The sequence below is a fragment of the Neobacillus sp. Fa239 genome (assembly GCF_055395235.1).
On the sequence record NZ_AP041611.1, the window covers coordinates 4,278,325 to 4,303,617 of the forward strand.

At 39.6% G+C, this 25,293-nt stretch carries 23 protein-coding genes, 1 tRNA gene and 1 riboswitch; of the genes, 2 read left to right on the forward strand and 22 right to left on the reverse strand.

Going from position 1 to position 25,293, the window contains the following annotated elements; translation table 11 throughout:
- Positions 1 to 9: 9 nt before the first annotated feature.
- The gene (gene ccsA / locus ACZ5XR_RS21205; protein ID WP_464498439.1) at positions 10 to 843 is read right to left on the reverse strand and encodes a cytochrome c biogenesis protein CcsA; all 834 of its coding nucleotides are present in this window, start codon (positions 841 to 843) and stop codon (positions 10 to 12) included.
- 12 nt (positions 844 to 855) lie between these two features.
- Positions 856 to 2,199 (reverse strand): glutamyl-tRNA reductase, encoded by a 1,344-nt coding sequence (gene hemA, locus ACZ5XR_RS21210; protein ID WP_464498440.1) that lies wholly within the window; start codon positions 2,197 to 2,199, stop codon positions 856 to 858.
- Positions 2,200 to 2,412: 213 nt separating this feature from the next.
- Here hemA and ACZ5XR_RS21215 point away from each other — a divergent pair, with 213 nt between their 5' ends.
- On the forward strand, positions 2,413 to 2,901 hold the full coding sequence (locus tag ACZ5XR_RS21215) for a LiaF transmembrane domain-containing protein (protein ID WP_464498442.1): 489 nt from the start codon (positions 2,413 to 2,415) through the stop codon (positions 2,899 to 2,901).
- Between the two features lie 31 nt (positions 2,902 to 2,932).
- Here ACZ5XR_RS21215 and yihA read toward each other — a convergent pair whose 3' ends face one another.
- The 19 genes from yihA to ACZ5XR_RS21310 form a co-directional block, all read right to left on the reverse strand.
- Positions 2,933 to 3,514, reverse strand: coding sequence for a ribosome biogenesis GTP-binding protein YihA/YsxC (yihA, locus tag ACZ5XR_RS21220; RefSeq protein ID WP_464498443.1), 582 nt, complete (start codon positions 3,512 to 3,514; stop codon positions 2,933 to 2,935).
- Positions 3,511 to 5,838: an endopeptidase La gene (gene lon / locus ACZ5XR_RS21225; RefSeq protein WP_464498444.1), complete on the reverse strand. Its 2,328-nt coding sequence runs from the start codon at positions 5,836 to 5,838 to the stop codon at positions 3,511 to 3,513. Before lon ends, yihA begins: the two co-directional genes overlap by 4 nt.
- Positions 5,839 to 6,009: 171 nt before the next feature.
- Positions 6,010 to 7,677, reverse strand: coding sequence for an ATP-dependent protease LonB (gene lonB, locus ACZ5XR_RS21230; protein ID WP_464498446.1), 1,668 nt, complete (start codon positions 7,675 to 7,677; stop codon positions 6,010 to 6,012).
- A 122-nt stretch (positions 7,678 to 7,799) separates the two neighbouring features.
- Positions 7,800 to 9,065 carry an ATP-dependent protease ATP-binding subunit ClpX gene (gene clpX / locus ACZ5XR_RS21235; RefSeq protein WP_464498448.1) on the reverse strand — a complete coding sequence of 422 codons (1,266 nt, stop codon included), beginning with the start codon at positions 9,063 to 9,065 and terminating at the stop codon, positions 7,800 to 7,802.
- A gap of 391 nt (positions 9,066 to 9,456) precedes the next feature.
- Entirely contained in the window at positions 9,457 to 10,743 is a 1,287-nt protein-coding gene (gene tig, locus ACZ5XR_RS21240) for a trigger factor (protein ID WP_464498449.1), read from the reverse strand.
- Between the two features lie 167 nt (positions 10,744 to 10,910).
- Positions 10,911 to 11,936 carry a tetratricopeptide repeat protein gene (locus ACZ5XR_RS21245; RefSeq protein WP_464498450.1) on the reverse strand — a complete coding sequence of 342 codons (1,026 nt, stop codon included), beginning with the start codon at positions 11,934 to 11,936 and terminating at the stop codon, positions 10,911 to 10,913.
- Between the two features lie 100 nt (positions 11,937 to 12,036).
- Positions 12,037 to 13,233: an Ig-like domain-containing protein gene (locus ACZ5XR_RS21250; protein WP_464498451.1), complete on the reverse strand. Its 1,197-nt coding sequence runs from the start codon at positions 13,231 to 13,233 to the stop codon at positions 12,037 to 12,039.
- A gap of 147 nt (positions 13,234 to 13,380) precedes the next feature.
- Positions 13,381 to 13,457: transfer RNA gene (locus ACZ5XR_RS21255), tRNA-Arg, on the reverse strand.
- 92 nt (positions 13,458 to 13,549) lie between these two features.
- On the reverse strand, positions 13,550 to 14,065 hold the full coding sequence (locus ACZ5XR_RS21260) for a metallophosphoesterase (protein ID WP_464498452.1): 516 nt from the start codon (positions 14,063 to 14,065) through the stop codon (positions 13,550 to 13,552).
- Entirely contained in the window at positions 14,062 to 14,673 is a 612-nt protein-coding gene (locus ACZ5XR_RS21265) for an XTP/dITP diphosphatase (protein WP_464498453.1), read from the reverse strand. The genes ACZ5XR_RS21260 and ACZ5XR_RS21265 overlap by 4 nt, the downstream gene beginning before the upstream one ends.
- A gap of 245 nt (positions 14,674 to 14,918) precedes the next feature.
- Positions 14,919 to 15,674, reverse strand: coding sequence for a ribonuclease PH (gene rph / locus ACZ5XR_RS21270; RefSeq protein WP_464498455.1), 756 nt, complete (start codon positions 15,672 to 15,674; stop codon positions 14,919 to 14,921).
- A gap of 108 nt (positions 15,675 to 15,782) precedes the next feature.
- Positions 15,783 to 16,829 (reverse strand): GerMN domain-containing protein, encoded by a 1,047-nt coding sequence (locus tag ACZ5XR_RS21275; protein ID WP_464498457.1) that lies wholly within the window; start codon positions 16,827 to 16,829, stop codon positions 15,783 to 15,785.
- Between the two features lie 132 nt (positions 16,830 to 16,961).
- Entirely contained in the window at positions 16,962 to 17,756 is a 795-nt protein-coding gene (racE, locus tag ACZ5XR_RS21280) for a glutamate racemase (RefSeq protein ID WP_464498458.1), read from the reverse strand.
- Between the two features lie 17 nt (positions 17,757 to 17,773).
- Complete coding sequence (locus ACZ5XR_RS21285; protein WP_464498459.1) at positions 17,774 to 18,223, reverse strand: MarR family winged helix-turn-helix transcriptional regulator; 450 nt, start codon at positions 18,221 to 18,223, stop codon at positions 17,774 to 17,776.
- A gap of 205 nt (positions 18,224 to 18,428) precedes the next feature.
- On the reverse strand, positions 18,429 to 18,653 hold the full coding sequence (gerE, locus tag ACZ5XR_RS21290; protein ID WP_026572264.1) for a spore germination transcription factor GerE: 225 nt from the start codon (positions 18,651 to 18,653) through the stop codon (positions 18,429 to 18,431).
- Positions 18,654 to 18,795: 142 nt separating this feature from the next.
- The gene (locus ACZ5XR_RS21295) at positions 18,796 to 19,329 is read right to left on the reverse strand and encodes a class D sortase (protein WP_464502397.1); all 534 of its coding nucleotides are present in this window, start codon (positions 19,327 to 19,329) and stop codon (positions 18,796 to 18,798) included.
- A 200-nt stretch (positions 19,330 to 19,529) separates the two neighbouring features.
- On the reverse strand, positions 19,530 to 20,291 hold the full coding sequence (gene sdhB / locus ACZ5XR_RS21300; RefSeq protein ID WP_464498461.1) for a succinate dehydrogenase iron-sulfur subunit: 762 nt from the start codon (positions 20,289 to 20,291) through the stop codon (positions 19,530 to 19,532).
- A 20-nt stretch (positions 20,292 to 20,311) separates the two neighbouring features.
- Positions 20,312 to 22,063 (reverse strand): succinate dehydrogenase flavoprotein subunit, encoded by a 1,752-nt coding sequence (gene sdhA / locus ACZ5XR_RS21305; protein WP_464498462.1) that lies wholly within the window; start codon positions 22,061 to 22,063, stop codon positions 20,312 to 20,314.
- Positions 22,064 to 22,113: 50 nt separating this feature from the next.
- Positions 22,114 to 22,722: a succinate dehydrogenase cytochrome b558 subunit gene (locus ACZ5XR_RS21310; RefSeq protein ID WP_464498463.1), complete on the reverse strand. Its 609-nt coding sequence runs from the start codon at positions 22,720 to 22,722 to the stop codon at positions 22,114 to 22,116.
- A gap of 444 nt (positions 22,723 to 23,166) precedes the next feature.
- On the opposite strand from ACZ5XR_RS21310, the gene ACZ5XR_RS21315 reads away from it, so the two are divergent.
- The gene (locus ACZ5XR_RS21315; RefSeq protein ID WP_464498465.1) at positions 23,167 to 23,619 is read left to right on the forward strand and encodes a YslB family protein; all 453 of its coding nucleotides are present in this window, start codon (positions 23,167 to 23,169) and stop codon (positions 23,617 to 23,619) included.
- Between the two features lie 121 nt (positions 23,620 to 23,740).
- On the opposite strand, the gene ACZ5XR_RS21320 is transcribed toward ACZ5XR_RS21315, so the two are convergent.
- Positions 23,741 to 24,964, reverse strand: a complete 1,224-nt coding sequence (locus ACZ5XR_RS21320) for an aspartate kinase (RefSeq protein WP_464498466.1) — start codon at positions 24,962 to 24,964, stop codon at positions 23,741 to 23,743.
- A gap of 112 nt (positions 24,965 to 25,076) precedes the next feature.
- Positions 25,077 to 25,254, reverse strand: a riboswitch (Lysine riboswitch).
- Between the last annotated feature and the right edge of the window lie 39 nt (positions 25,255 to 25,293).

Sequence of the window (25,293 nt, forward strand, 5' to 3'; positions counted from 1 at the left end):
CTCCTAATTTTACTGATACCAAAAATGAAAAGATGATAATTGACTAAATAAGAAAAAGTTGATTAAGACAATTAAAAATGATGCAGTATTCCATAATGCTAAGGATTTTCCCGACAAATTTTTGACAAGCCGGAGGTATAAATAAATGCTGTAGGCTGTCAATAACAGAAAGGACCCAATAATTTTCATATCATACCACGGCATCCCGGGAACCTTTAAAAATGCCCATTGCAGCCCTAAAATCAGGCTTAATAGGAGCATCGGCACACCAATAACCGCCATTATATAGGACAGACGTTCGAGTTTGTTTAAATCGGCAAGCCGGAGCAGTCTTTTTCCCCACTTTTTTTGTTTCAATAAATTGTATTGCAGCAGATATAGAAGCGAAAAAACAAACGATAAGGAAAAAGCTCCGTAAGATAGAATGGCCATGGTTATATGTATCAACAGCAGCTCAGACACAAGCTGTTTTGCCATCACATGGGAATGATATTGCATCGGGGCAAAGGTATGGATGGCCATAACGATAAACCCCAATATATTTGTAAAAAACACAATAAAATCGACCCTCAGCAATCGATTGATTCCAAGGGATAACGTGACCAAAACCCAAGCATAAAAATAGAGACCCTCAAAGATTGTTAACACAGGAAATCTTCCTGTTTTCACCATGTAAAAAAACAAAAAAATAGTCTGCAAAACCCATACAAATGCAAGTAACCAGAAGGCAATACGGTTTGCCCTCCGGTTATGGTTGAGAAAGTCGAAAAAATATAACAACACGCTGAAGGCATATAATACAACGGTTAACTCATGCAGCCGTGTCATTTCAATTGTAAACATATGCAGTACCCCTTACGACTGAAAGGAAGCCTGCGGTACATGAACCATTATTTTAGTGGTTTCGGCTGCTTTCGATTGTTGTTCCAGAACCTGCTCTTCAATGCTAAAAATTTTCATAAATAATTCCAACGCTTGATCAGCATCTGGTCTTGCAGCCAATTCTTTTGCTTGTAAAATAGGATCCTTTAATAGCTGGTTAATGATACTCTTCGTATGTTTATTGATTACTTTTTTATCATGATCCGATAAATTTGAAAGTTTCCGCTCAAGACTGACCATTGTTTCTGCCTGGATAGCAAGGGCTTTTTCTCGTAAGGCTGAGATCACCGGAACCACCCCAAGCATGCCAAGCCATTGTTTGAATTCAACGATTTCTTTTTCAATCATCAGCTTAATTTTTTCGGCAGCTTTTTTCCGCTCCTGCAAATTAGCTTCAACAATTCCCTCAAGGTCATCGATATCGTATAAAAAGACATTGTCAAGTTCAGCAATTTTCGGGTCAAGGTCGCGTGGTACAGCAATATCCACCATAAATAACGGCTTGCCTTTACGCAATTTCTCCACTTTCGCCATCATTGCTTTTGAGATGACAATATCCTTCGCACCCGTCGAACTGATCAGGATATCGGCTTCCACCAAGGCTTTCTGCAATTCTTCAAGCGCTCTTGCTTCACCGCCAAATCGGCCAGCAAGCTCTTTTGCTTTGTCAAAGGTCCGATTGATGACTGTAACCTTCTTCACCCCGTTACCATGCAGGTTTTGGGCAGCCAGTTCTCCCATTTTCCCGGCACCGAAAATGAGGATATGTTTACCGGAAAGAGAACCAAAAATCTTTTTTGCCAGCTCGACCGCTGCATAGCTGACCGATACCGCATTCGCGCCAATATCTGTTTCAGAATGACCGCGTTTTGCCAATGTAATGGCTTGTTTAAATAATTGATTGAACACAGTGCCAGTAGTGTTTTCCTGCTGTGACAACATGAAGCTAGTCCGAACCTGGCCCAATATTTGTGTTTCTCCCAATACCATGGAATTCAGTCCGCACGTTACATTAAATAAATGATCAATTGCTCCATCTTCTTCATAAACAAATAAATAAGGAGAAAACTCTGCTTGCTCCAGTCCGAACCATTCAGATAAAAATTCTTTAATATAATAACGGCCAGTATGTAGTTGATCAACGACCGCATAAATTTCTGTCCGATTACACGTAGAAAGAATGATATTTTCCAGGATGCTTTTCTTTGTATTTAGCTTTTTTGTGGCATCCACAAGATCGGATTGATTAAATGTCAACCGCTCACGGATTTCAACAGGGGCAGTTTTATAGTTTAGACCAATCACTATGATATGCATATTTTCGAACACCCCCATAAGGATAACAGTTTTGACTAGTATGATTATACCATGTCTAATTTCGATTTTTTGCCCAAAAATGTGAACAGAAAATGAAACAAATGTGATAATATTAGAAAATGAAAAGTTTATAAATCGACAATTAGTTCCTTATGTACAGTACCAAAAAAATCAGTGATATTCAAGTGAACCTTACTGGAAGTGGTGTAATAGATGAAAAATCAACGGATTTTTCCCGGAATAATCTTAATCGGATTTGGTGCATATTTTTTAATGCAGCAAACAGGAATTCATTTCTTTCCGCAATTTTTCACATGGCCGACCTTGCTTATTATCGTCGGACTTGCTTTTTTAGGACAAGGTTATGCAGAAAAGGAACATGAGTCAATTTTGCCAGGGGTGATTATGTTTGGTTTCGGCCTCCATTTTCAACTGGTTAATCATCTTGTCTCATGGCCGCATAATACCATTGGAATGTTAATTTTGATTATTTCTTTAGGCTTTTTCCTGCGTTTTCAAAAAACAAGTAAAGGATTATTTCAAGCCTTTCTCTTTTTAATCTTGGCTGTTTGGTTATTATTTTATAATAAAATGGCTGGATATTTTGGCATTCTGCAAAATGGAATGAGTTTCGTTTGGAAATTTTGGCCCGTTCTTTTAATTGTTGTTGGTATTTATTTTATACTGAAAAAGAAAAAATAAACGCTTGGCAGCTAGAGCCAAGCGTTTATTTTTACATATAGCTTTCCAAAATGGCCCATGCCTGATCTTTACCAAGACCTGTTTCCGATGAGAAAAGAACAATATGGTCATTCTTGTCAAGGTCAAGCGCTTCACGGATGACTTTTTGATGCTTTTCCCATTTCCCTTTTGGGATTTTATCGGCTTTAGTGGTGATGACAACACAGGGAATTTCATAATGCTTTAAGAAATCATACATCATGATATCATCTTCGGTTGGCGGATGGCGTAAATCAATAATTAAGACAACCGCTCTTAATTGCTCTCTAAGGGTTAAATAGGTTTCAATCATTTTCCCCCAGGCAGCCCGCTCGCTTTTGGACACCTTGGCATACCCATACCCGGGGACATCGACAAAATGCAGCACTTCATTAATCAAAAAGAAGTTTAATGTCTGGGTTTTTCCCGGTTTAGAGGAAATTCTCGCCAAACCTTTACGATTCAGCATCTTATTAATAAACGAAGATTTACCGACATTAGAACGTCCGGCAAGGGCAAATTCCGGTAAATCAGTTTCCGGGTATTGCTCTGGTTTAACCGCACTAATGACTATATCAGAACTAACTACTTTCATTTAACGACTCCTTCTAACAGAGCGTGTTTTAATACTTCATCCACATGTGAAACAAGAACAAATTCCATTTCATTGCGGATGCTTTCCGGAATATCATCAATATCCTTTTCATTATCCTTTGGCAGGATGACCTTTGTTAGCCCCGCTCTATGGGCACTCAGGGTTTTTTCTTTTAAACCGCCAATTGGAAGGACCCGCCCCCGTAAGGTAATCTCCCCGGTCATCCCCACTTCACGGCGAATCGGTCTACCGGATAATGCTGAAACTAACGCCGTTGCAATGGTAATCCCAGCGGATGGACCATCCTTCGGCACAGCCCCCTCCGGAACGTGAATATGAATATCATATTTTTCGTGGAAATCCTCTTCAATTCCAAGCTCACTTGCCTTTGAACGGATATAGCTAAAAGCGGCCTGAGCCGATTCCTTCATTACATCACCAAGCTTTCCAGTCAAAACAAGCTTTCCCTTGCCGGGCGATAGGGATACTTCAATTTGCAGCGTATCTCCGCCAACAGTGGTATAGGCGAGTCCTGTAGCCACTCCTACTTGGTTTTCCGTTTCTGCCTGGCCGTATCGGAACTTAGGCTTTCCTAAAAATTCCTCGACATTCTTTTCGGTAATGATGACCCGTTTCTTCTCACCCGAAACGATGATTTTTGCAGTCTTGCGGCAAAGGGTCGCCATTTGTCGTTCTAAACTCCGTACTCCCGCTTCCCTTGTGTAGTAACGAACCACTTTTAAAATCGCATCATCGCGTACCTGAAGAATGCCTTTCGAAAGGCCATTTTCCTTGATCTGCTTCGGCAGGAGGTGATCTCTTGTAATATGAACCTTTTCAAGCTCGGTATAACCGGCAATTGTAATAATTTCCATCCTATCCAATAGCGGACCCGGTATCGTTGACAAATTATTGGCCGTTGCAATGAACATGACCTTTGATAAATTGTATGGCTCTTCAATATAATGGTCGCTGAAGTTATGGTTTTGCTCCGGATCCAGTACTTCCAGCATTGCAGAAGATGGATCTCCGCGGAAGTCATTCGACATTTTGTCAATTTCATCTAATAAAAAGACCGGATTAATTGTACCTGCTTTTTTCATCCCTTGAATGATTCGGCCCGGCATTGCGCCAACATACGTTCTTCGATGACCGCGAATCTCTGATTCATCACGGACACCGCCAAGAGACACTCTGACAAAATTGCGATTCAAGGATGTCGCAATCGAACGAGCGAGGCTGGTCTTCCCTACACCTGGAGGGCCGGCCAAACAAAGAATCGGTCCCTTTAAGGAATTGGTCAGCTTCTGAACAGCTAAATATTCCAAAACCCGTTCCTTTACTTTTTCTAATCCATAATGGTCTTCATTTAATATTCTCTCGGCACGGTGGATGTCAATATCATCATTTGTTGTTTTGGACCAGGGGATCGATACCAGCCATTCGATATAGTTCCTGATGACCGCACTTTCAGCAGAGCTGGTGGGCACTTTTTCATAGCGATCGAGCTCTTTAAGGGCATTTTGCTTAACCTGTTCCGGCATGCCGGCTGCTTCAATTTTTTTGGTCAGTTCGGCTACTTCGCCGGTTTTGCCTTCCTTATCGCCTAATTCCTTTTGAATAGCCTTCATTTGTTCCCGCAAATAATACTCTTTTTGCGTTCTTTCCATGGACCGTTTTACCCGCTGGCCAATTTTCTTTTCAAGGTTCAGGACTTCTTTTTCGTTATGAATGGTATCAATCACGAGGTTGATCCGTTTTTTAATATCTATGGTTTCGAGTATTTCCTGTTTATCCTTGAGCTTGATAGGCAGGTGTGATGAAATAATATCTGCCATTCTTCCTGGCTCCTCAATATCGGTTACCGATGCAAAGGTTTCAGCAGAGATTTTTTTCGATAATTTTATGTATTGTTCGAAGTAATCCAGCATTGTTCTCATTAATGCCTGGTCTTCCACATCTTTCGTATCCGGGTCGTCATACGTGACAATGCTGACGGAATAGTAATCATCCTCATCATGGAAGGAAACGATTTCTGCTCTGTTTAATCCTTCTACCAATACACGGATTGTGCCATTTGGCAGCTTCAGCATTTGCTTAACCTTCGTTAAAGTACCAAGCCGGTATAAGTCCTCCTCTACTGGGTCATCAATTGAGACATCCTTTTGAGTTGTTAAAAAAATTAAATGGTCATCAACCATAGCTTTTTCAAGAGCCTGGACGGATCTTTCCCGCCCAACATCCAAATGTAGGACCATTGTCGGATAAACAAGCAACCCTCGTAGCGGCAGGAGGGGGACGATCAATTCGTTATTATTCGCCAAAATACTGCACCTCCACATGCAAATCAATATCTTTGTACAATTCTATCTCATTTGCAAAAAAGTGTCTAATCCTAAGGAAATGTTCATGATTTTATTTTATCCAAACAAAATGTTTTCTTCCTAAAAAATAAAACTCCGGCCTGCACTGGTTCACAAGTCGGAGTATCGGATTTAAATAGATTCCTTTTTCGACAATTCAATAGAAGCCGGAATGACGTTATTTCTTCCCAGGCCATTCACGAGGGCAATATCAAACACTTCATTTAAATGGGTGACAGGCACTATATTGATCCCATCGATTTCATTTAAAATGGATTGCATGTTTTCTTCAGGAATGATGACCGTTTTCGCGCCGGCCTTTTTCGCTGCCTTTACTTTAGGGAATACCCCTCCGATAGGCTTCACATTTCCATGGATGCTGATTTCACCGGTCATCGCAACAGTGTTGTCAATTGGAATTTTATAGATCGCTGAATAGATACCCGTTGCCATTGCTATACCTGCAGAAGGACCATCAATCGGTACCCCGCCGGGAAAATTGACATGAATATCAAAATCATTCGCAGGTACACCCATCGATCTCAGCACAGTGATGACATTTTCAATTGATCCACGGGCCATACTTTTTCGACGAATTGACTTCCCTTGACCGCCGATGCTTTCTTCTTCGACGATTCCGGTAATATTAATCGACCCCTTTTCTTTAGCAGGGATAACGGTTACTTCGATTTCCAGGAGAGCACCGGAATTCGGACCATAAACCGCAAGTCCATTGACAAGCCCAACATGGGAATCATCGTTAATCTTCCGCTCCATCCTTGGCGTCATTTGACTGGAATGGATCACCCATTCAATATCTTCATCCTTGATAAAATCACGGTCTTCAGTGATCGCAAGCCCTGCAGCAATTTGAATTAAATTGACGGCCTCACGACCATTTCTGGCGTAATTGGATAAAGTGTTAACGCCAGTTTCATTAATTTTCATATTTACCTTATCGGCGGCTTTGGTTGCCACTGTATAGATTTCTTCCTGACTTAAATCCCGAAAGAATACTTCCATACAACGAGAGCGAATTGCCGGAGGAATTTCATTCGGTGTCCTCGTTGTTGCCCCAATCAGACGAAAATCGGCAGGAAGACCATTTTTAAAAATATCATGGATATGCGTTGGGATCTGCGTGTTTTCTTCATGATAGTAGGCGCTTTCCAAAAATACTTTGCGATCCTCCAAAACCTTTAACAGCTTATTCATTTGAATAGGATGAAGCTCGCCAATTTCATCGATAAAGAGAACTCCGCCATGAGCATTTGTCACGGCACCCTGTTTCGGCTGAGGAATTCCAGCCTGCCCCATTGCACCTGCTCCTTGATAAATAGGGTCATGAACCGAGCCGATCAGCGGGTCTGCGATACCTCGCTCATCAAATCTGGCCGTTGTTGCATCCAATTCTATAAAAACTGAAGCTGGTTTAAAAGGAGATTTATGATTTTTTTTCGCCTCTTCTAAAACTAATCGAGCTGCAGCTGTCTTCCCTACCCCAGGCGGTCCATAAATAATCACATGTTGTGGATTTGGGCCGCACAGCGCTGCTTTTAAGGATTTAATCCCATCTTCCTGGCCGACAATATCTTGAAAACTGGTAGGGCGAACTTTTTCTGATAAGGGTTCGGTTAACGAAATGGATCTCATTTTTCTCAGCTGTTCCATTTCCTTCCGTGATTCCCTGTCGATTGATACTTTCTGGGTCCTTTGGTTTCGAAGTAAATTCCAAAAATAGAGCCCGATAATAATTCCAAAAAAGAGTTGAATAAATAATGCAATCCCCGTCCAACTCATACGATCCCCTCCTGAAATGAATTCTGATAGATATTAATCAGTATCTCCTGTGTTGGAAGGGAATAAACCATAAATTCGTAGAGGAAGAAAAAAACCTGACGATTTTCGCCAGGTTTTAAGGTTTATGCAGATGTTTTTCTTTCTTCATCAACAACGGTTCCATCTTCTAAAATCAGTTTTGGCTCACGATTTTCCAAAACTGTTTCTTTTGTAATGATACATTTCGAAATATCATCACGGGATGGAAGGTCAAACATGACATCAAGCATGATGCCTTCAATGATAGAACGCAAGCCACGTGCACCTGTTTTACGTTCAATTGCCTTCTTCGCAATTTCTGTAAGTGCTCCGCTCTCAAATTCTAGTTCAACATCATCAATTTCAAGCATTTTTTGATATTGCTTGACAAGTGCATTTTTCGGTTTTGTTAAAATTTCAATTAATGCACCTTCGTCAAGCTGTTCCAGACTGGCAATAACCGGCAGACGGCCGATAAATTCCGGAATTAGACCAAACCGAAGTAAATCTTCAGGCAACACTTTTGAAAGAAGCTCCTTTTGGCCAATTTCCTGCTGCTTTAGATCGGAGCCGAAACCAATTACTTTTTGACCTAAACGGCGTTTAATAATCGGTTCAATCCCATCAAATGCTCCACCGCAAATAAAGAGAATATTCGTTGTGTCAATTTGGATAAATTCTTGATGCGGGTGTTTTCTTCCGCCTTGTGGAGGAACACTCGCCACCGTGCCTTCAAGAATTTTTAATAGCGCCTGTTGAACTCCTTCACCTGATACATCACGTGTAATGGATGGATTCTCAGATTTGCGGGCAATTTTATCAATCTCATCAATGTAAATGATCCCTTTTTCTGCTTTTTCAACGTCATAGTCAGCAGCCTGAATCAATTTTAATAAAATATTTTCCACGTCCTCACCAACATAACCCGCTTCTGTAAGAGAGGTTGCGTCGGCAATCGCAAAAGGCACATTTAAAATTCTTGCCAATGTTTGGGCAAGCAGGGTTTTACCGCTACCAGTCGGCCCAATCATACAAATATTACTTTTGGAAAGCTCAACATCATCAATTTTGCTGTTGGAATTAATCCGTTTATAGTGATTATAAACGGCTACAGAAAGTGATTTCTTTGCCTGATCCTGACCAATGACATACTCATCAAGAATTTCGCAGATTTCTTTTGGCTTTGGAACATCCTTAAACTCAACTTCTTCCTCTGTCCCAAGCTCTTCTTCTACGATTTCAGTGCATAGTTCAATGCACTCGTCACATATATACACTCCGGGACCGGCAACAAGCTTGCGGACTTGATCCTGCGTTTTACCACAGAAAGAACACTTTAATTGCCCTTTTTCATCATTAAATTTAAACAATCCTTTCACCCCTTGGACCTTAGGTTTACGATATTATAAGCTGCGAATTACAAACAAATTCGAGACTTTTTTCAAAATATTTCAGCGTTATGTATTGCATTGTAACACATGATGACTTTGGACTGGAAATAAAACGTCTTCATTTAAATATGTTTTCTATGCGCCCGTTTTTGTTTGTAACCCCTTATAATAGCAACGTATGTACTTCATTAAGCTTAACCATTATTATTGAAATTAACTCTCTTGCTGTAGTGTTTTTAATAATTCGATATGTACCTGCTTTATTCCTGCCCTTTGATAAAAAGGTTTCCCTGCTACCATTATAATATGTAATGCAAAAAATGTATAAAACAAGGCACGATCAAAATCGCGCCTTTGTTTTTATTTTATATTATTTCTTGTTTTCAACAAGAAAGTCAACTGCTTTTTTAAGTTTTAGATCAGCTTTAATGCCTTCCAAGCCGCCTAATGCTTTTTTAATGCTGTCAACTGTCATGTTATACATGCCAGCCATATTTTCTAATTCAGCATTTACATCTTCGTCTGTTGCTTCAAGGTTTTCTGCCTTTGCAATCGCTTCTAATGTTAGGTTCACACGAACGCGATTTTCTGCTTCTTCTTTCATTTGAGTGCGAAGTGCATTTTCGTCTTGACCAGAGAATTGATAATATAGCTCAAGATTCATACCTTGCATTTGCAGACGTTGTTCAAATTCTTGAAGCATACGGTTTACTTCGTTGTTGACCATAACTTCTGGAATTTCAACTTCTGCATTCTCAGCTGCTTTTTCAACAACGCTGTCACGTAGGTGATGTTCTGCTTCATGCTTCTTGCTATTCTCTAAACGAGTTCTGATTTTTTCTTTTAATGCATCCAATGTTTCAACTTCATCATCAACATCTTTTGCAAATTCGTCATCTAGAGCAGGCAGCTCTTTACCCTTAATTTCATGAACCGTAACTTTAAAAGTAGCAGGTTTTCCAGCTAGCTCTGCAGCATGGTATTCTTCAGGGAAGCTTACTTCTACATCCTTTGATTCGCCTGCAGCCACACCAACTAATTGCTCTTCAAAGCCAGGAATGAAAGAGCCGGAACCTAATTCTAGTGAATGGTTTTCCGCTTTCCCGCCTTCAAATGCTTCTCCGTCAACAAATCCTTCAAAGTCGATGACAACAGTATCGCCGTTTTCAGCTGTTCCTTCTTCTTTAACTACTAGCTCTGCTTGACGATTTTGCATTGAAGTTAATTCATTTTGAATGTCTTCATCTGTAACATTTGTATCGAATTCTTCGATTTCTAGGCCTTTGTATTCGCCTAATTTCACTTCAGGTTTAACCTGTACAGTTGCAACAAAAGTAAATTCTTTATTTTTGCCCATTTGGTCAAGATCGAAATCTACTTTGTCTGGATGAGCAATTGGTTCAATTCCAGTTTCATCGATTGCCTGTCCATATGCTTCAGGGAAAATGAAATCTAAAGCATCTTGATATAGAGCCTCTACACCAAAACGTTTTTCAAACATTCCACGAGGCATTTTTCCTTTACGGAAGCCAGGAACATTAATTTGTTTTACTACTTTTTGGAATGCCGCATCTAAACCTTTGTTTACATTTTCAGCACTTACTTCAATAGTAAGGACACCGCGGTTTCCTTCTAATTTTTCCCACTTAACTGTCATTCTTTTTCCCTCCAACAATCTATTCTTCATTTCATTCGTAACGAATTAGTATGAATAATCCTTGTTTTATCAAGTCATTATCCACTTTTTAAATGTAAAATATCAATTTTTACACGGGTGCAACCCCTACATTATAACATAGGTTTATGTTCTTTCAACAGAGTTGACTATATATTAGGATAAGAAATTTCTTCTATTTCCCTTATTTGAGCAATTGCCTGGTGTATTTTTTCAAGTGATGTTTGATATTCAAAGGATATTTCATTTAAATTCAATTCCATTCCCAAGTACTCAAAAGCTATGAAATGAAAGGCCCCTGCCCATGCCTCCAATTCTTCCGGCCCTAGATGGAAAGGATAACTAGTAAAAAAAATTCTTTCAACCATTCCAATGATATTTTCAAAAAGGACGGGGTCATGCTGTTCTAATTGTTCTTCCAATATTTTTTTTATTCCAGTCATTCTTGGCTCTTGTTTAACCTCGGGTAATTGGATAGGAACGACGGTTATTCCTTGGTTAAATTTTCTTATTTCAATTTCTTTATCATATTCTTGTTCTTTTAGAAGAGTAAGCAACACCGTTTTAAGGAAAGGGTTCCCGGAATCAGCCATCAAATAATCTTTTATTTCAGGAACAAACGGTCTAATATTTTTATCTGCTAGTGTTGCTGCCAGCTGCATTTGGTCATTTAGGTTATGTAATGAATATAAATTAAGCTCTTTTATATTTCTTTCTTCAGGAATTGATTCAGTGGACCCCGTTACATTCTGTTCTGCCATTCGCCTGCTAAATTGCAGAATCGTTATAAAATGGTCATGTTTATCTTGCGGAATTTCTTTTTCATCTAATAGTGCCTCAATGGTCGACACAATTTCGGGATATTCATGGAGCTGAATGAGAATGGTTAAATAAAGGTCAACCATTTGGAAATAGTCGCCGATTCCTTTTAGGAGCATTTCATTCGCAAGTTTTTTTGCTTTTTTATAGGCTGAAGCTTCAAAATAGGCTAGCACTAAACCGATTAACATTTCATCGTTTTCCGGGTCAAGATCTTTTGCTTCTTCTAAAAGAGTAATAGCTTCCGCATATTTTTTTAATCTTAGTGATTCCAACCCCTTTTCCGTTAATTGTTTCTCGAGCCCGGGAAAGTAGATAATATTATCTTTTCGCTTCGCTCGTTCCCGCTTTTTCATAAAAATACCTGCCTTAAGGTTCTTAATGAAGAATAGTGTAGCACAAATTGGAAAAAAACAAAAAACTCACCTCGGGAAGGTGAGTTTTTTACTACTTGATTTATCTAACATAAACTGTTTTGCTGGCACTCCTATTATTTAAATTATTCTTGGCATAAACAACGATAGTAGTGCCTGCTTTTTGTTTTGGGATATGAATGGCATAGGCACCATTTTTGGCAATGCCATTACCGATTATTTTGTTGTTTACTACCACATAAACGGTTGTATTTGATTCGGATTTTCCTGAGATTACCGTTGATTGATGGGTAACAGCGTTGACCGTAGGTGTTCCTAATTTTTTCATAATATAAGCCGAAGAAATATATCCGGTTAGTTTTCCATCCTCTGATTTTACTGGGTACCATACAAATTGGTTTTGGCTGCCGGAGGATGAGTAGAGATAATTACCGGTAATGATTAAGGTTGTATTCTTGGGTAACCGTACGGCATTTTTGGTTGAATCTTTATATCTCCTCAAGTTGATAAGGTTCTGAGTAACAAATACCTTGTCGCCCTTTTTAAAACGGTATGAGGAGGAATGCATTAGGCCGGTTACGGTGTATTGGTTTTTTAAGAATACAATATTGTTACCACTCTTGGGATCATATTGAAAATCCTTTGTGCTGAAGGGTATCTTCGCCAAGATTGATTTATTATATTTCGTGTCATTTAAGAAGCTTTCTTTTTCAAGCCAGTAAAAGACTTTTTCCTGATAGGCATTTTTGTTATTTCCTCCAGTTGCTTGGTATAATGGGCTGTTTACAGGTTTTATGCCATTATAAGCCATAACGGGAAAATACCAATTTTCAATGGTCCAGCGGTCTGCATTTTTTATTTTTGGGAGGTAAGTGAGATTGTATTTATCGCTTAGGATCTTGACGCCTGACTCTATGTTGTAAATGACATCATTTTTTAATTTTTCTTTATCATAGCCTGATTGATTCGTGATTTGCATGATGCCAATGCCGCCATCATCAGAAATTAAAGGCGTCCCATTTTTAAATTGAGCCCACCCTCCGTTTTCCTGGGTAGCGACAGCTTTCACCACTTCAGGAGGTATATTCGCTTCCATTGCTGCATTGGTCAGCAGACAATTGGCAAGCTGAAAGGAAGGATTCGTATTTTTCTTAATCACACCATATGGTTTACATTTGGCTGCCAAATTGGTCTCCGCGGATGCATCTTTATTCATTAAACCCAATGATGCTCCAGTTAATATGGTTAATATGCCAGCTCTCAACAAGAGTCGTTTCATTGATATTTTCTCCAATCTACAAAGTTATTAATCTATTTAATTTTACCATATAGAGATGGTTTTTTGTAAAAGATTACTAGAATGGAGAACAAATAAAAAAACTCACCCTTAGAAGGTGAGTAATTATCATTTGGTATGTAGATTAGATGGCGTCCCAGGAGAGATTCGAACTCCCGACCGTACGCTTAGAAGGCGTATGCTCTATCCGGCTGAGCTACTGGGACATTTATAATTTTCAAGGACAAGTTTTATTATAGGCTCCTCGATCGAAAATGTCAACTCCTTTTTAAGAAGAAATAGGGGGGAATTTCCCCCGCTATTTTGGCATGCTAAATTCACGGTATAAATCGGGCAATTCTCGACCGCTGATATCAAATACGTGCATGTGAATTCGATCTTCCATTAACTCCAAGATCATATAGGTTTTTTCAAAACGCTCACGCGGCAGACGGATACTGCCTGGATTCAGAAATAGGGTACCGCCAATTAATTCCGCGCCTAAGATGTGCGAATGCCCAAAACACACGATATCTGCATTCATCTGAATAGCTTTATATTTCAAGCTCATTAAGGATGTTTTTACAGAATATTTATGACCATGGGTAATGAAAATTTTGCGGCCTGCAGCCTCCGTCATTGTTTCTAAAGGATATCCGCCGAAATCGCAATTCCCCATAACCGTCAAAAAACCTGAAATGGTTGGATCATCCGGCATCAATTGTGAATCACCGCAATGAATCATTAAATCGGCGTCCTTCAAGTGCCTCTCCCGTAACACCTCGAGCTCCTTCGTTAATCCATGACTGTCACTGACGATTAACACTTTGCTCATGATAACGATGTTCTTTCTAAAATAGAATCCAGGATTACATCCAGCTTCTTTAATGCATTTGCCCGATGACTAATTTTATTTTTCTCATCCGAGGTTAACTCGGCCATGGCACGGCCTTTTTCAGGCACAAAGAAAACGGGGTCATAACCAAATCCATTTGTACCTCGTTGTTCTTCTAAAATACGGCCTTCACATGTTCCAAAAACAGTGATGGTTTGTTTGCCAGGTGCCGCAACTGCTAGTGCGCAATAGAAACGAGCCGTCCTTTTTTCCTCTGGAACGCCCTCTAATTCGCCAAGAACTTTATTTGTATTGTCCTGATCGTTTTTATGTTCTCCTGCATAGCGGGCAGAATAGATTCCTGGCCTTCCCTCTAATGCATCCACGATAAGGCCCGAGTCATCGCCAATAACCATTTTATCTAGGGCATTAGAAACCGCCTCCGCTTTCAGGATCGCGTTTTCTTCAAAGGTAATGCCGGTTTCCTCTACTTCTGGAATTTCAGGAAAATCTAATAAAGTCCGGACTTTTATCCCTCTCGGTGCAAAAATATGCTCAAATTCCTTTGCTTTTCCGGGATTTTTTGTAGCAATGATGACTTCTTTCATTTTTAACTCCTCTTTTTGCAAAAATATTTGCGGTTTTGCATGTTTTATTAGCGAATTTCTTGGTTCTATTAGCGGATTTCTTAATTCAATTAGCAAATTTATCGGTTCTATTAGCGAATTTCTTATTTCTATTAGCGATTCATATAAACCGCAAGAATTTATCGGCGAATCTTTGCTATTTATCAGCGAATTCAAACAGTTTATCGGCGAATTACCGCTATTTATCGGCGAATCAAAAATAAAATCTATTTTTTCTTCCGTCTCTCCTCAATTTTAGCGATGATTTCTTCACCGAGGGCATGTTTCTGCTGTTCGAATAGCTCCATTAATCCCTCCTGCGCGGCATGGAGCAGTTCTTGAAGCTGCGCATAAGAAAAAGTAGATTCTTCCCCAGTTCCCTGTAGCTCTACAAATTCTCCATTTCCTGTCATGACAACATTCATATCCACTTGGGCTTTAGAATCCTCAGCATAATTTAAATCGAGAACGGTTTGATTATTTTTTAAAATTCCCACACTGGTTGCTGCCAAGTAATCGATAATCGGAAACTTGACGGCTCTTTTTTCCGCTAAAGAATTCAATGCCATTGCCATCGCCACAAAAGCACCTGTGATTGAAGCGGTGCGGGTGCCGCCGTCTGCCTGGATTACATCACAATCAATCCATACTGTTTTTTCACCTAGTGCAGATAGATCTACAACAGCCCTAAGAGCACGGCCAATTAAGCGTTGAATTTCCATTGTGCGACCGGAAACTTTACCCTTTGAAGATTCACGAATATTTCTTGTCTCTGTCGCTCGTGGGAGCATTGAATACTCAGCCGTAATCCAGCCTTTCCCTTCCCCTCTCATAAAATGGGGAACACGGTCTTCAATACTTGCTGTGCAGATGACCTTTGTATCTCCGACGGTAATTAAGACTGAACCCTCAGGATGCTTTAAATAGTTTGTTTCAATATGTATAGGTCTTAACTGCAATGGTTCTCTTCCATCAACACGCATATTTCTTCCTCCTTCATGAAAATACGATGCAATATGTCAAATAAAGAAGAGGCGGCCTAAAAGCCTACCTCTTTCATTGTCACTATATAGTATAACAAAAAATATTTTTTAAAAACTACCCGTGTTTACTTTTTCTGGTCGAGATACCGGTTTGATTAATTTTTTACCGTCTTCCTGTACCAATTCTGCTTTTCCTTTTACGGTAACAGCTACTTTTTCAATTCCCGGCTGTTCAGTCAAGGAAAGGACCAATGCATCCAATACATGTTGTGAAATCACTTTCTCTTTGAAACTTCCGTATATATTCTCATTAAAGTCCAATGTTACTTCTCCATTCTCCACCTTTGGATTGTCCATCAGTTTGACGTCAGGCATAAAATCAGACATCAGATTTGATTTTTCATTTGGCCCTTCGACTAATTCATTAACCGCCGCGACAACATTGTTCGTCACACTATTGCTAACCCTTCTTGTGACTGGTACATAATAGTACCCGCCTTCTTCACCACCAATATAATAAACGGTTATTGGCTTTGTATTAGTGATATCCGCGACATCCGTTGTATCAATATTGATGCCTATCGATCTAGTTAGATTATCGCTAATCGGGGTACCATTGACAGGCATTTCTGTTAGCTCATGCCCGCCCATCGTGAGTTTAACAGACTTGATATTATTGAACTGGGTCAGTGTCCAGGTAACTGATTGAAGAATCTTCATTTCATCTTCTGGCTGATAATTCTTAAATTCTTTTGAAAAATCAACATGGGCTACTCCATCTTTAATACTTAAGGAAATTCCCGTATCTGCAGGTAATACAGCTCTAAATCCATTTGGGAGCATTTCAGTAACAGGTCCATTATCCACTAAGTACTCGAGAGCCTGTTTTGCTACCGTCGTTGTTTTTGGAAGAGCCAGTGTTTGCGGTACAACATAGCCATTTTTGTCGATCAAATAGAGCTCTGTCTTAATCGTATTTTTAGCCTCCGCCGTCTTTCCGGCTGTTTCCTTATTTAGATTTTTATTAGAAACCTCCATGCTTTTTGGCGGATCAATTTTTTTGGTAGTTTCGGTTCCGAACAATCCACATCCTGACAGAAGAACACTGGATATAAACATTGCCGAAACAAGAGGTATTACTTTATTTTTAGACATATAAATTCCCCCCAAGACAGTTTGTACTACAATGTATACGAGCCTTCCTAGAAAATAGACCGTTTTATCAAAGAAAATTTGGACATTCCTCAAAAAAATGCGAAAAAGGACCCCAAAGAAGGAGTCCTTATTTTATAGCTTGATTTTTTTTACATTATCAACGGGCATTTTTAACCATTCCGAAGCAATTTTTGAAAAAATAGTCCTTGATCCAGTGGTATAAAATTCATGGACCGGCTCGTCCTCAGATTCTTCGAGAATTCCGTTGTATTGTAGAATGGCACTGACTTCTCGTGCTGTTTCATCACCGGAGCTAATAACATTAACCTCATTACCCATGACATTTTTAATTAGCTGTTCGAGCAGCGGATAATGGGTACATCCTAAAATTAATGTATCTAAATACTGATCAAGTAACGGTTTCAATGATTCGTTCACAATTTTTTCGGCTATAGTTCCATTGTATTGGCCGCTTTCAACAAGCGGTACAAACTTTGGACATGCCTGGCTTAAGACATATAGCCTGCTATTCAGCGATTTCAACGCCTTTTCATAGGCACCGCTTTTGACTGTGCCTACCGTTCCAATAATTCCAACACGGTAGTTTTTCGTTCTCTTGATCGCTGCACGTGCCCCTGGATAAATGACGCCGATCACCGGAATATTTAATTCCTTGCGAATTTCATCAAGAGCAGCAGCTGTTGCCGTGTTACAGGCAATAACTAACATCTTAATCTGTTTATCTAATAAAAAGGATGTCATTTCCCAAGTAAATTTCTTTACTTCATTCCTGGTTCTCGGTCCATACGGACATCGGGCAGTATCTCCCAGATAAATGATTTTTTCATTTGGGAGCTGTCTCATGACTTCTTTCGCAACCGTAAGTCCTCCAACCCCGGAATCAATCACACCAATTGGTTGTTTCAAACTTCTCGCCTCATTTTTTAACGCATTTCCTGATGTAATTTCATCAAGTTACTTTGCAGAAATTTAATTTCTTCTAAAGAGAAGTTTTTTAATACTTCCTGCAAATAAACTTGACGTTTCTTAATCACTTCATCAATAATTCTTTCGCCTTCTTCAAGCAGGTGAATTCTCACAACCCGACGGTCATTTGGATCCTTAACCCGAACCACAAGGAGATTCTTCTCCATTCGATCAACTAGGTCTGTTGTGGTGCTGCAAGCCAAAAACATTTTATTTGATAGTTCACCGATGGTCATATCTCCATCTTCAAATAACCATTGAAGGGCAACAAATTGGGGAGGAGTAATTTTATAATTAGTTAGCATCTCTCTTCCCTTTTGCTTAACAATCCCAGATATGTAGCGTAAATCCTTCTCAATATTTGCAACCATTACTGGATCCACTTTTTGTGAATTTTCGAGTTTCATTTATCATACACTCCTATAATAGGCTTCTCCTCTATTGCTTTTCTAAAAGTCAACATTAAAGCCAGTAAGCATGCTCTTATTTTCTACTTTTTTCAATAAAATTTCAAGCTGAAAAACTGGATATACCACAAAATACCTACTCTTCCACTTTTAAAAAATCCTTTATAAAATATGAACCGGCCTCCCAAAAGGATGCCGGTCATGTTTAAAGTTCTAGCTCTCCCATTCGAAGGAGCTCTACAACTGCTTGTGATCGCCCCTTAACACCAAGCTTTTGCATGGCATTGGAAATATGATTCCGAACCGTTTTTTCGCTTATAAATAATTCACCAGCGATTTCCTTCGTTGTTTTGTCTTGTACTAACAGTTCGAATACTTCTCTTTCGCGTTTGGTGAGTAATGGCTTGTGAGTATAATCATTCTCCTTCAAGTATTGTGACCCTCCTTGCCTTCGCCAGTTATGAACCGTGGGGTGGGTATATATTTAGTCACCATATCTTATGTCAAGGGCACTCATGTAGTGACTATATTTGCTTCTTAGGAGAATTTATTTTGTGAAAAATAAAATTCAATCATGAGTTTGGATAGGCATAAATAATATATCGATTTGGCGCATTTCCAATATAACGGAATGGATAGCATGTTGTTAAAATTAATTCTTCTTTATTCTTTTGCAATGTAATGATATTTGTGTCTTTGGAATCCACTATTTTCATATGGTCAATTTTATAATCGAAGCTTCCATCAGGCATTTCCACTTTTAAAATATCCCCGATTTTCAATGCACCAAGATGACGAAAAACAGTATCGCGGTGACCGGATAAAACAATTTGCCCGTGTCCTCCTGGAAACAAGGAGCCCTTATAATGACCGACACCTTTTGCAAGATCATCAGGGTCAGTTCCTTCGACAATTGGCAGTTCGGCATTAATTTTAGGAATTTGGAGAATTCCAATGGTGTCACCTACTGCTGTTGCCTTTTGTTTATTTATTTTATTTTTGGGTATGGGGGGTGTATTTTTTGTAGGTGAATCAACTGTTTGCTGGGCAATCAATTCCTTTGCCTTTTTTAAAGTAGCGTTTGTTTTCATGTTCACATCTGCCATTTGCCAAATCCCGATCGCCAATAAAATTACACCAACTAAAACTAAAAGAAGTGGAAATCTTGATTTCACCTGTTTATACCGTCCTTTTCCTTCATTGATACACATTATCATCATTATAACAATTATTTTTAATTTGAATATATTCTTCTTCTTAAATGCAAAAACCTTCTTTCCGTAAAAGAAAAGAAGGTTTTTGCGTGTTAATCGTTATCGCTTCCGAAGAAGTTTCTAAATGATTGTAATGTTGCATCACGGTTAACCGCCGCAATCGATGTTGTAATTGGAATCCCTTTTGGACAGGATTGCACACAGTTTTGTGAATTACCACAGCCTTGTAAACCGCCATCTTCCATAAATGCATTTAAGCGTTCAGCTTTATTCATCTCGCCGGTTGGATGTGCGTTAAACAAACGAACCTGATTAAATACTGCTGGGCCCATGAAGTTTGATTTACTGTTCACATTTGGACATGCCTCTAAACAAACACCGCAGGTCATACATTTTGATAGCTCATATGCCCATTGTCTTTTTCTTTCAGGCATACGCGGACCAGGTCCTAAATCATAAGTACCATCAATTGGGATCCATGCTTTAACTTTTTTCAAGGAATCAAACATTCTGCTCCGGTCTACCTGTAAATCACGGACGATTGGGAAAGTTTTCATAGGAGCCAAGCGAATTGGCTGCTCCAGCTTGTCAACAAGTGCCGAACAAGCTTGGCGGGGTTTGCCATTGATGATCATTGAGCAAGCGCCGCATACTTCTTCAAGACAGTTCATTTCCCATGTAATCGGGCTTGTACCTTGTCCTTTTACGTTAACAGGGTTTCTGCGAATTTCCATTAGCGCCGAAATGACGTTCATATTCGGGCGGTATGGAAGTTCAAATTCCTCCTCAAAAGGAGCAGAGTCTGGAGTTTCCTGACGAGTGATAATAAATTTTACTGTTTTTGTTTCAGACATTCTTTCCTACTCCCCTTTCTTTAATGCTTTTTAGTGTAATCGCGCTCACGAGGTGCAAGTAACGAGATATCTACATCTTCATAATGGAATGCTGGTGCAGTTTTCGCATCAACAAATTTCGCCATTGTTGTTTTCATGAATTCCTCATCATTTCGTTTAGGGAATTCTGGCTTGTAATGTGCACCACGGCTTTCATTACGATTATAGGCGCCAATCGTAATAACACGTGCAAGCTGCAGCATATTTTGTAATTGACGAGTGAATGCTGCTCCTTGGTTGCTCCATTTTGATGTATCGTTAATATTGATTTTTTGATAACGCTCTAAAAGCTCTTGGATTTTTTCGTCTGTCTTTTTGAGCCTGTCATTAAAGCGAACTACGGTAACATTATCTGTCATCCATTCACCAAGCTCTTTATGAAGCACATAGGCATTTTCGTTTCCATCCATCGACATAATCGAATTCCACTTTTCTTCTTGTTCTTTTACATGGCGATCAAAAACACTTGAAGAAACGGAATCTGAGCTCTTTTCAAGTCCATTAATATATTTAACAACATTAGGGCCAGCAACCATTCCGCCAAAAATAGCAGATAGTAAGGAGTTTGCACCTAAGCGGTTTGCACCGTGCTGTGAAAAATCACATTCTCCTGCAGCAAACAGTCCCGGAATACTTGTCATTTGATCATAATCAACCCATAATCCGCCCATTGAATAGTGAACGGCAGGGAAAATTTTCATTGGAACTTTATGAGGATCCTCACCCATGAACTTTTCATAAATCTCGATAATACCACCAAGCTTAACATCCAGCTCATGTGGATCCTTGTGAGAAAGATCAAGATAAACCATGTTTTCCCCATTGATACCAAGCTTCATGTCCACACAGACATTGAAAATTTCACGTGTTGCAATATCACGTGGTACTAGATTTCCATATGCAGGATATCTCTCTTCAAGGAAATACCAAGGCTTACCATCCTTATAAGTCCAAATACGTCCGCCTTCTCCACGAGCAGATTCACTCATAAGACGAAGTTTATCATCTCCAGGAATGGCAGTAGGGTGAATTTGAATCATTTCACCATTTGCATAATAAGCTCCCTGCTGGTAAACGATTGATGCAGCAGAGCCTGTATTAATAACAGAGTTTGTCGATTTTCCAAAAATAATCCCAGGACCGCCTGTTGCCATGATCACAGCATCAGCAGAGAAGGATTTAATTTCCATCGTTTTTAGATTTTGAGCAACGATTCCGCGGCAAACGCCTTCATCATCCACTACGGCACCTAAGAACTCCCAGCCCTCATATTTTGTAACTAAGCCTTCCACTTCATGACGGCGGACTTGTTCATCCAATGCATAAAGAAGCTGCTGTCCTGTAGTGGCTCCGGCAAAAGCGGTACGGTGATGCTGTGTTCCGCCGAAACGACGGAAATCCAGCAATCCCTCAGGAGTACGGTTGAACATTACTCCCATCCGGTCCATCAAGTGAATGATACCAGGGGCTGCATCACACATCGCCTTTACAGGCGGCTGGTTCGCTAAAAAGTCCCCGCCATAAATCGTATCGTCAAAGTGAATCCAAGTTGAATCCCCTTCACCTTTTGTATTTACTGCTCCATTAATACCACCTTGGGCACAAACAGAGTGAGAACGTTTAACCGGTACAAGTGAAAATAACTCAACCGGTGTTCCTGATTCGGCAACTTTAATCGTTGCCATCAAGCCGGCTAATCCGCCGCCGACTATGATCACCTTACCCTTACTCATTGTGACTCACTCCCTAATCCAAAATCCGTTTTTTTCCGAACAATTCTTGTTTATACAAAAGCAAACATCGCTTGAATTCCTACAATTGAAAGAAGAATAAAAATTATAATTGTTACGTATGTAGAAATTACTTGAGAACGTGGTGACACTGTGATACCCCAGCTAACCATGAATGACCATAACCCGTTTGAGAAGTGGAAAATAGTTGAAATTACTCCAACTAAATAAAACCCAAACATGAATGGTGAAGATAAAATGTGCTGCATCATTTGGAAGTTAAGCGCTGCACCGAAAGCCATAGCGATTCGAGTTTCCCAAACATGCCATGCAAGAAAGATTAATGTGATTACGCCTGTTATACGTTGGAGAAGGTACATCCAGTTTCTAAAAAAGCCTAGTCTACCAACATTATTTGTAGCCGTAAAAGCAATATAAAGTCCATAGATAGCATGGAATAATAATGGTAAGTAAATAAGTATCCATTCTAATACCCGCACAAATGGTAAACTTTCCATGAAATTTGCCGCTTTGTTAAATGATGCTACCCCTGATGTTGCAAAATGATTGACTGTTAGGTGCACGATTAGAAATAAGCCAATCGGAACAACTCCGAACAACGAATGCAATCTTCGTGACACAAACTCTCGATTACCCGCCATATTTTACCCCCCTAAAATTTTAAACGTGATGAAAAGCCTCACTCCTTTTTTATGCCTCTATAAAGGAAAATTTAGCCTTCACCAGTATGACAAAATTGTGACATGTCCATTTTACTCCCAACATCATACACCGTCAAGAAACCGGATACAGAATTTATTTTCTAAAAATAAAATTTTTAAAAAAATTCGATAGTTTGACAGAATAATATTTATTTCTATTAATTGGATTAATTTTGAAGCCATCCCAATAAAATTTTAAGAAATTACCAACGTATAACTGATAGAAAATTCCTAAATAGGATAAAATAATTTTCAAGGTAAATAAGAACTTGATATTGCAAAATAGCAAATTTTTCATTTAATCCCCATCAAATTTTAATTAAAAACTGTACTGAAATAAAACACAAATTGTATATAATAGAATGATAGAAAGAGGGGAGACTTGTGAAAGATAGTACAGCTGCCATTCAGCATATGGATTTAGATGAACCCAGGGACATATCAATTTTTGGTTATGAATTAATCAGAGAAATTCTTTTGCCTGAGATATTGGGAAAGGATACGCCTGAAATCCTGTATTGGGCAGGAAAACGCATCGCAAGAAAATATCCTTTAGATGATTTTGATGGTATCATTGAATTCTTCTCACGGGCCTCATGGGGAGAACTAACGATCAAACGTGAAGGAAAGGACGAACTCGAATTTGAGCTGTTCAGTCCACTTATCGTTTCCCGTGTAAAATCAAAAGCAGAACACTTTTTCCAGCTCGAAGCAGGATTTTTAGCCCAACAAATCGAGTCCCAGAAAAAAGTCATCTCCGAAGCCTTTGAACACCCCATCAAAAAATCAAACAAAGTCCTATTCACCGTAAAATGGGACCAAAAAGACACCATATAGGTGACAACATTTAGGTGACAGGCACCGTTCGTGGACAAAACACCCTGTTTTGTCCACGTAGGGTGGACACTGCAAAAAAGCTTTCATGGGTTCGATCCCGTGAAAGCTTTTTTGTTATTTTTTACTCAGCAACGGCTGAGAGTTCAAAGGCATCGTGGAGTGCTTGAACGGCTTTAAGCATGCTTTTTTCTTCCACTACCGTTGATACTTTGATTTCAGAGGTGCTGACCATTTTGATTTGAATATTTTGCTCGGCGAGCACTTCAAACATTCTTGCTGCTACCCCTGGATTGGAAATCATTCCGGAACCGACAATCGACACTTTTGCCAGCTGGTTTTCCGCATCAATTTGCTCATAGTTAAGCAATTCTTTGTTGTCTTCCAAGACTCTTAATGTCTCCATTAAATCTTCTGTCTTGATCGAGAAAGAAAGATTTGCCGCTCCTGCCTCAGTGGTGCTTTGAATAATTATATCGACGTTAATATGGTGCGCCGCCAAGGTGGTAAAAATGGTGGATAAACTCGTTAATGAATTGGCTAGACCCAATACAGTTACTTTCGTAATTTCATCCTCAAATGCGACACCGCGGACTACTAGATTTTGTTCCATTGTTGCTTCCTCCTCAATCACTGTTCCTTCGATTTTCTCCATACTTGAACGGACTTCTAGTCTCACTTGATAATTTTTTGCAAATTCAACTGCACGCGGGTGCAGGACCCCTGCTCCCAAATTGGCTAACTCGAGCATTTCATCATAAGAAATAGATAACAGCTTCCGAGCACCTTTAATATATCTTGGGTCTGTCGTAAATACTCCGGTAACATCCGTATAAATATCACATCGATCAGCTTTGAGTGCAGCTGCTAATGCTACGGCAGTTGTATCAGAGCCACCGCGGCCGAGTGTGGTAATTTCGCCGTTTTCAGTGATGCCCTGGAAACCGGCAACGATCACCACTTTGCCCTCAGACAGCTGGCTTTCAATTTGCTCTGTCCTTACATCAGTAATACGGGCATTCCCATGGACTGGTTCTGTGACAATCCCTGCCTGCCAGCCGGTAAAGGAAACAGCTTGCAGACCTTTTTGATTTAATGCCATCGATAATAATGCAATGGATACCTGCTCCCCTGTGGTCAACAGCATATCCATTTCACGTTTGCTTGGCTGCGCAGAAATTTCCTTTGCCAGCGTGACGAGGTGGTCCGTTGATTTTCCCATAGCCGATACGACAACAACAACATTGTTACCGCGTTCGGTTTCCGCTTTAACCGACTCCGCCACATTCATTATTCTTTCTACACTGCCAACGGAAGTTCCCCCGAATTTTTGCACAATTAATCCCATTGTTTCTCCTTCTTTCAGCTAGGCTTCTCCATATTTTTCTCAAAAAAAATAAAAAAGCAATGAGAGAGTATCTCATTGCTTGATCAACACGAAAAAAATTCATGCGTATACAATGTAAGATAGCTCTCCAAGACATATGTCTTGACAATCCAGTATTTATTCAACACAGGACCAGCAAAGAAAGAAATGAGACTTCCTTCACTTCGGCGAGCAAACCCTTTCATGGTTCTTCCTTGAAGCTCATCCTTCTCAGAACCATTACTCTTGAAGCTCGCACCTCTACCTACACTTTAATATAAAAGTGTTAGTAATATAATTTTCACTCATTA

Excerpts from the sequence above, each read along its gene's own strand:
- sdhA (WP_464498462.1), bottom strand. The coding sequence starts at position 22,063 with ATGAGTAAGGGTAAGGTGATCATAGTCGGCGGCGGATTAGCCGGCTTG.
- ACZ5XR_RS21260 (WP_464498452.1), bottom strand. The coding sequence starts at position 14,065 with ATGAGCAAAGTGTTAATCGTCAGTGACAGTCATGGATTAACGAAGGAG.
- ACZ5XR_RS21310 (WP_464498463.1), bottom strand. The coding sequence starts at position 22,722 with ATGGCGGGTAATCGAGAGTTTGTGTCACGAAGATTGCATTCGTTGTTC.
- ACZ5XR_RS21285 (WP_464498459.1), bottom strand. The coding sequence starts at position 18,223 with ATGAAACTCGAAAATTCACAAAAAGTGGATCCAGTAATGGTTGCAAAT.
- ACZ5XR_RS21295 (WP_464502397.1), bottom strand. The coding sequence starts at position 19,329 with ATGGCAGATGTGAACATGAAAACAAACGCTACTTTAAAAAAGGCAAAG.
- rph (WP_464498455.1), bottom strand. The coding sequence starts at position 15,674 with ATGCGTGTTGATGGAAGAGAACCATTGCAGTTAAGACCTATACATATT.
- hemA (WP_464498440.1), bottom strand. The coding sequence starts at position 2,199 with ATGCATATCATAGTGATTGGTCTAAACTATAAAACTGCCCCTGTTGAA.
- ACZ5XR_RS21320 (WP_464498466.1), bottom strand. The coding sequence starts at position 24,964 with ATGGGATTAATTGTGCAAAAATTCGGGGGAACTTCCGTTGGCAGTGTA.
- ACZ5XR_RS21245 (WP_464498450.1), bottom strand. The coding sequence starts at position 11,936 with ATGAAAAAGCGGGAACGAGCGAAGCGAAAAGATAATATTATCTACTTT.
- ACZ5XR_RS21215 (WP_464498442.1), top strand. The coding sequence starts at position 2,413 with ATGAAAAATCAACGGATTTTTCCCGGAATAATCTTAATCGGATTTGGT.
- ACZ5XR_RS21275 (WP_464498457.1), bottom strand. The coding sequence starts at position 16,829 with ATGTCTAAAAATAAAGTAATACCTCTTGTTTCGGCAATGTTTATATCC.
- sdhB (WP_464498461.1), bottom strand. The coding sequence starts at position 20,291 with ATGTCTGAAACAAAAACAGTAAAATTTATTATCACTCGTCAGGAAACT.
- ACZ5XR_RS21250 (WP_464498451.1), bottom strand. The coding sequence starts at position 13,233 with ATGAAACGACTCTTGTTGAGAGCTGGCATATTAACCATATTAACTGGA.
- yihA (WP_464498443.1), bottom strand. The coding sequence starts at position 3,514 with ATGAAAGTAGTTAGTTCTGATATAGTCATTAGTGCGGTTAAACCAGAG.
- ACZ5XR_RS21265 (WP_464498453.1), bottom strand. The coding sequence starts at position 14,673 with ATGAAAGAAGTCATCATTGCTACAAAAAATCCCGGAAAAGCAAAGGAA.
- tig (WP_464498449.1), bottom strand. The coding sequence starts at position 10,743 with ATGACAGTTAAGTGGGAAAAATTAGAAGGAAACCGCGGTGTCCTTACT.
- lonB (WP_464498446.1), bottom strand. The coding sequence starts at position 7,677 with ATGAGTTGGACGGGGATTGCATTATTTATTCAACTCTTTTTTGGAATT.
- ccsA (WP_464498439.1), bottom strand. The coding sequence starts at position 843 with ATGTTTACAATTGAAATGACACGGCTGCATGAGTTAACCGTTGTATTA.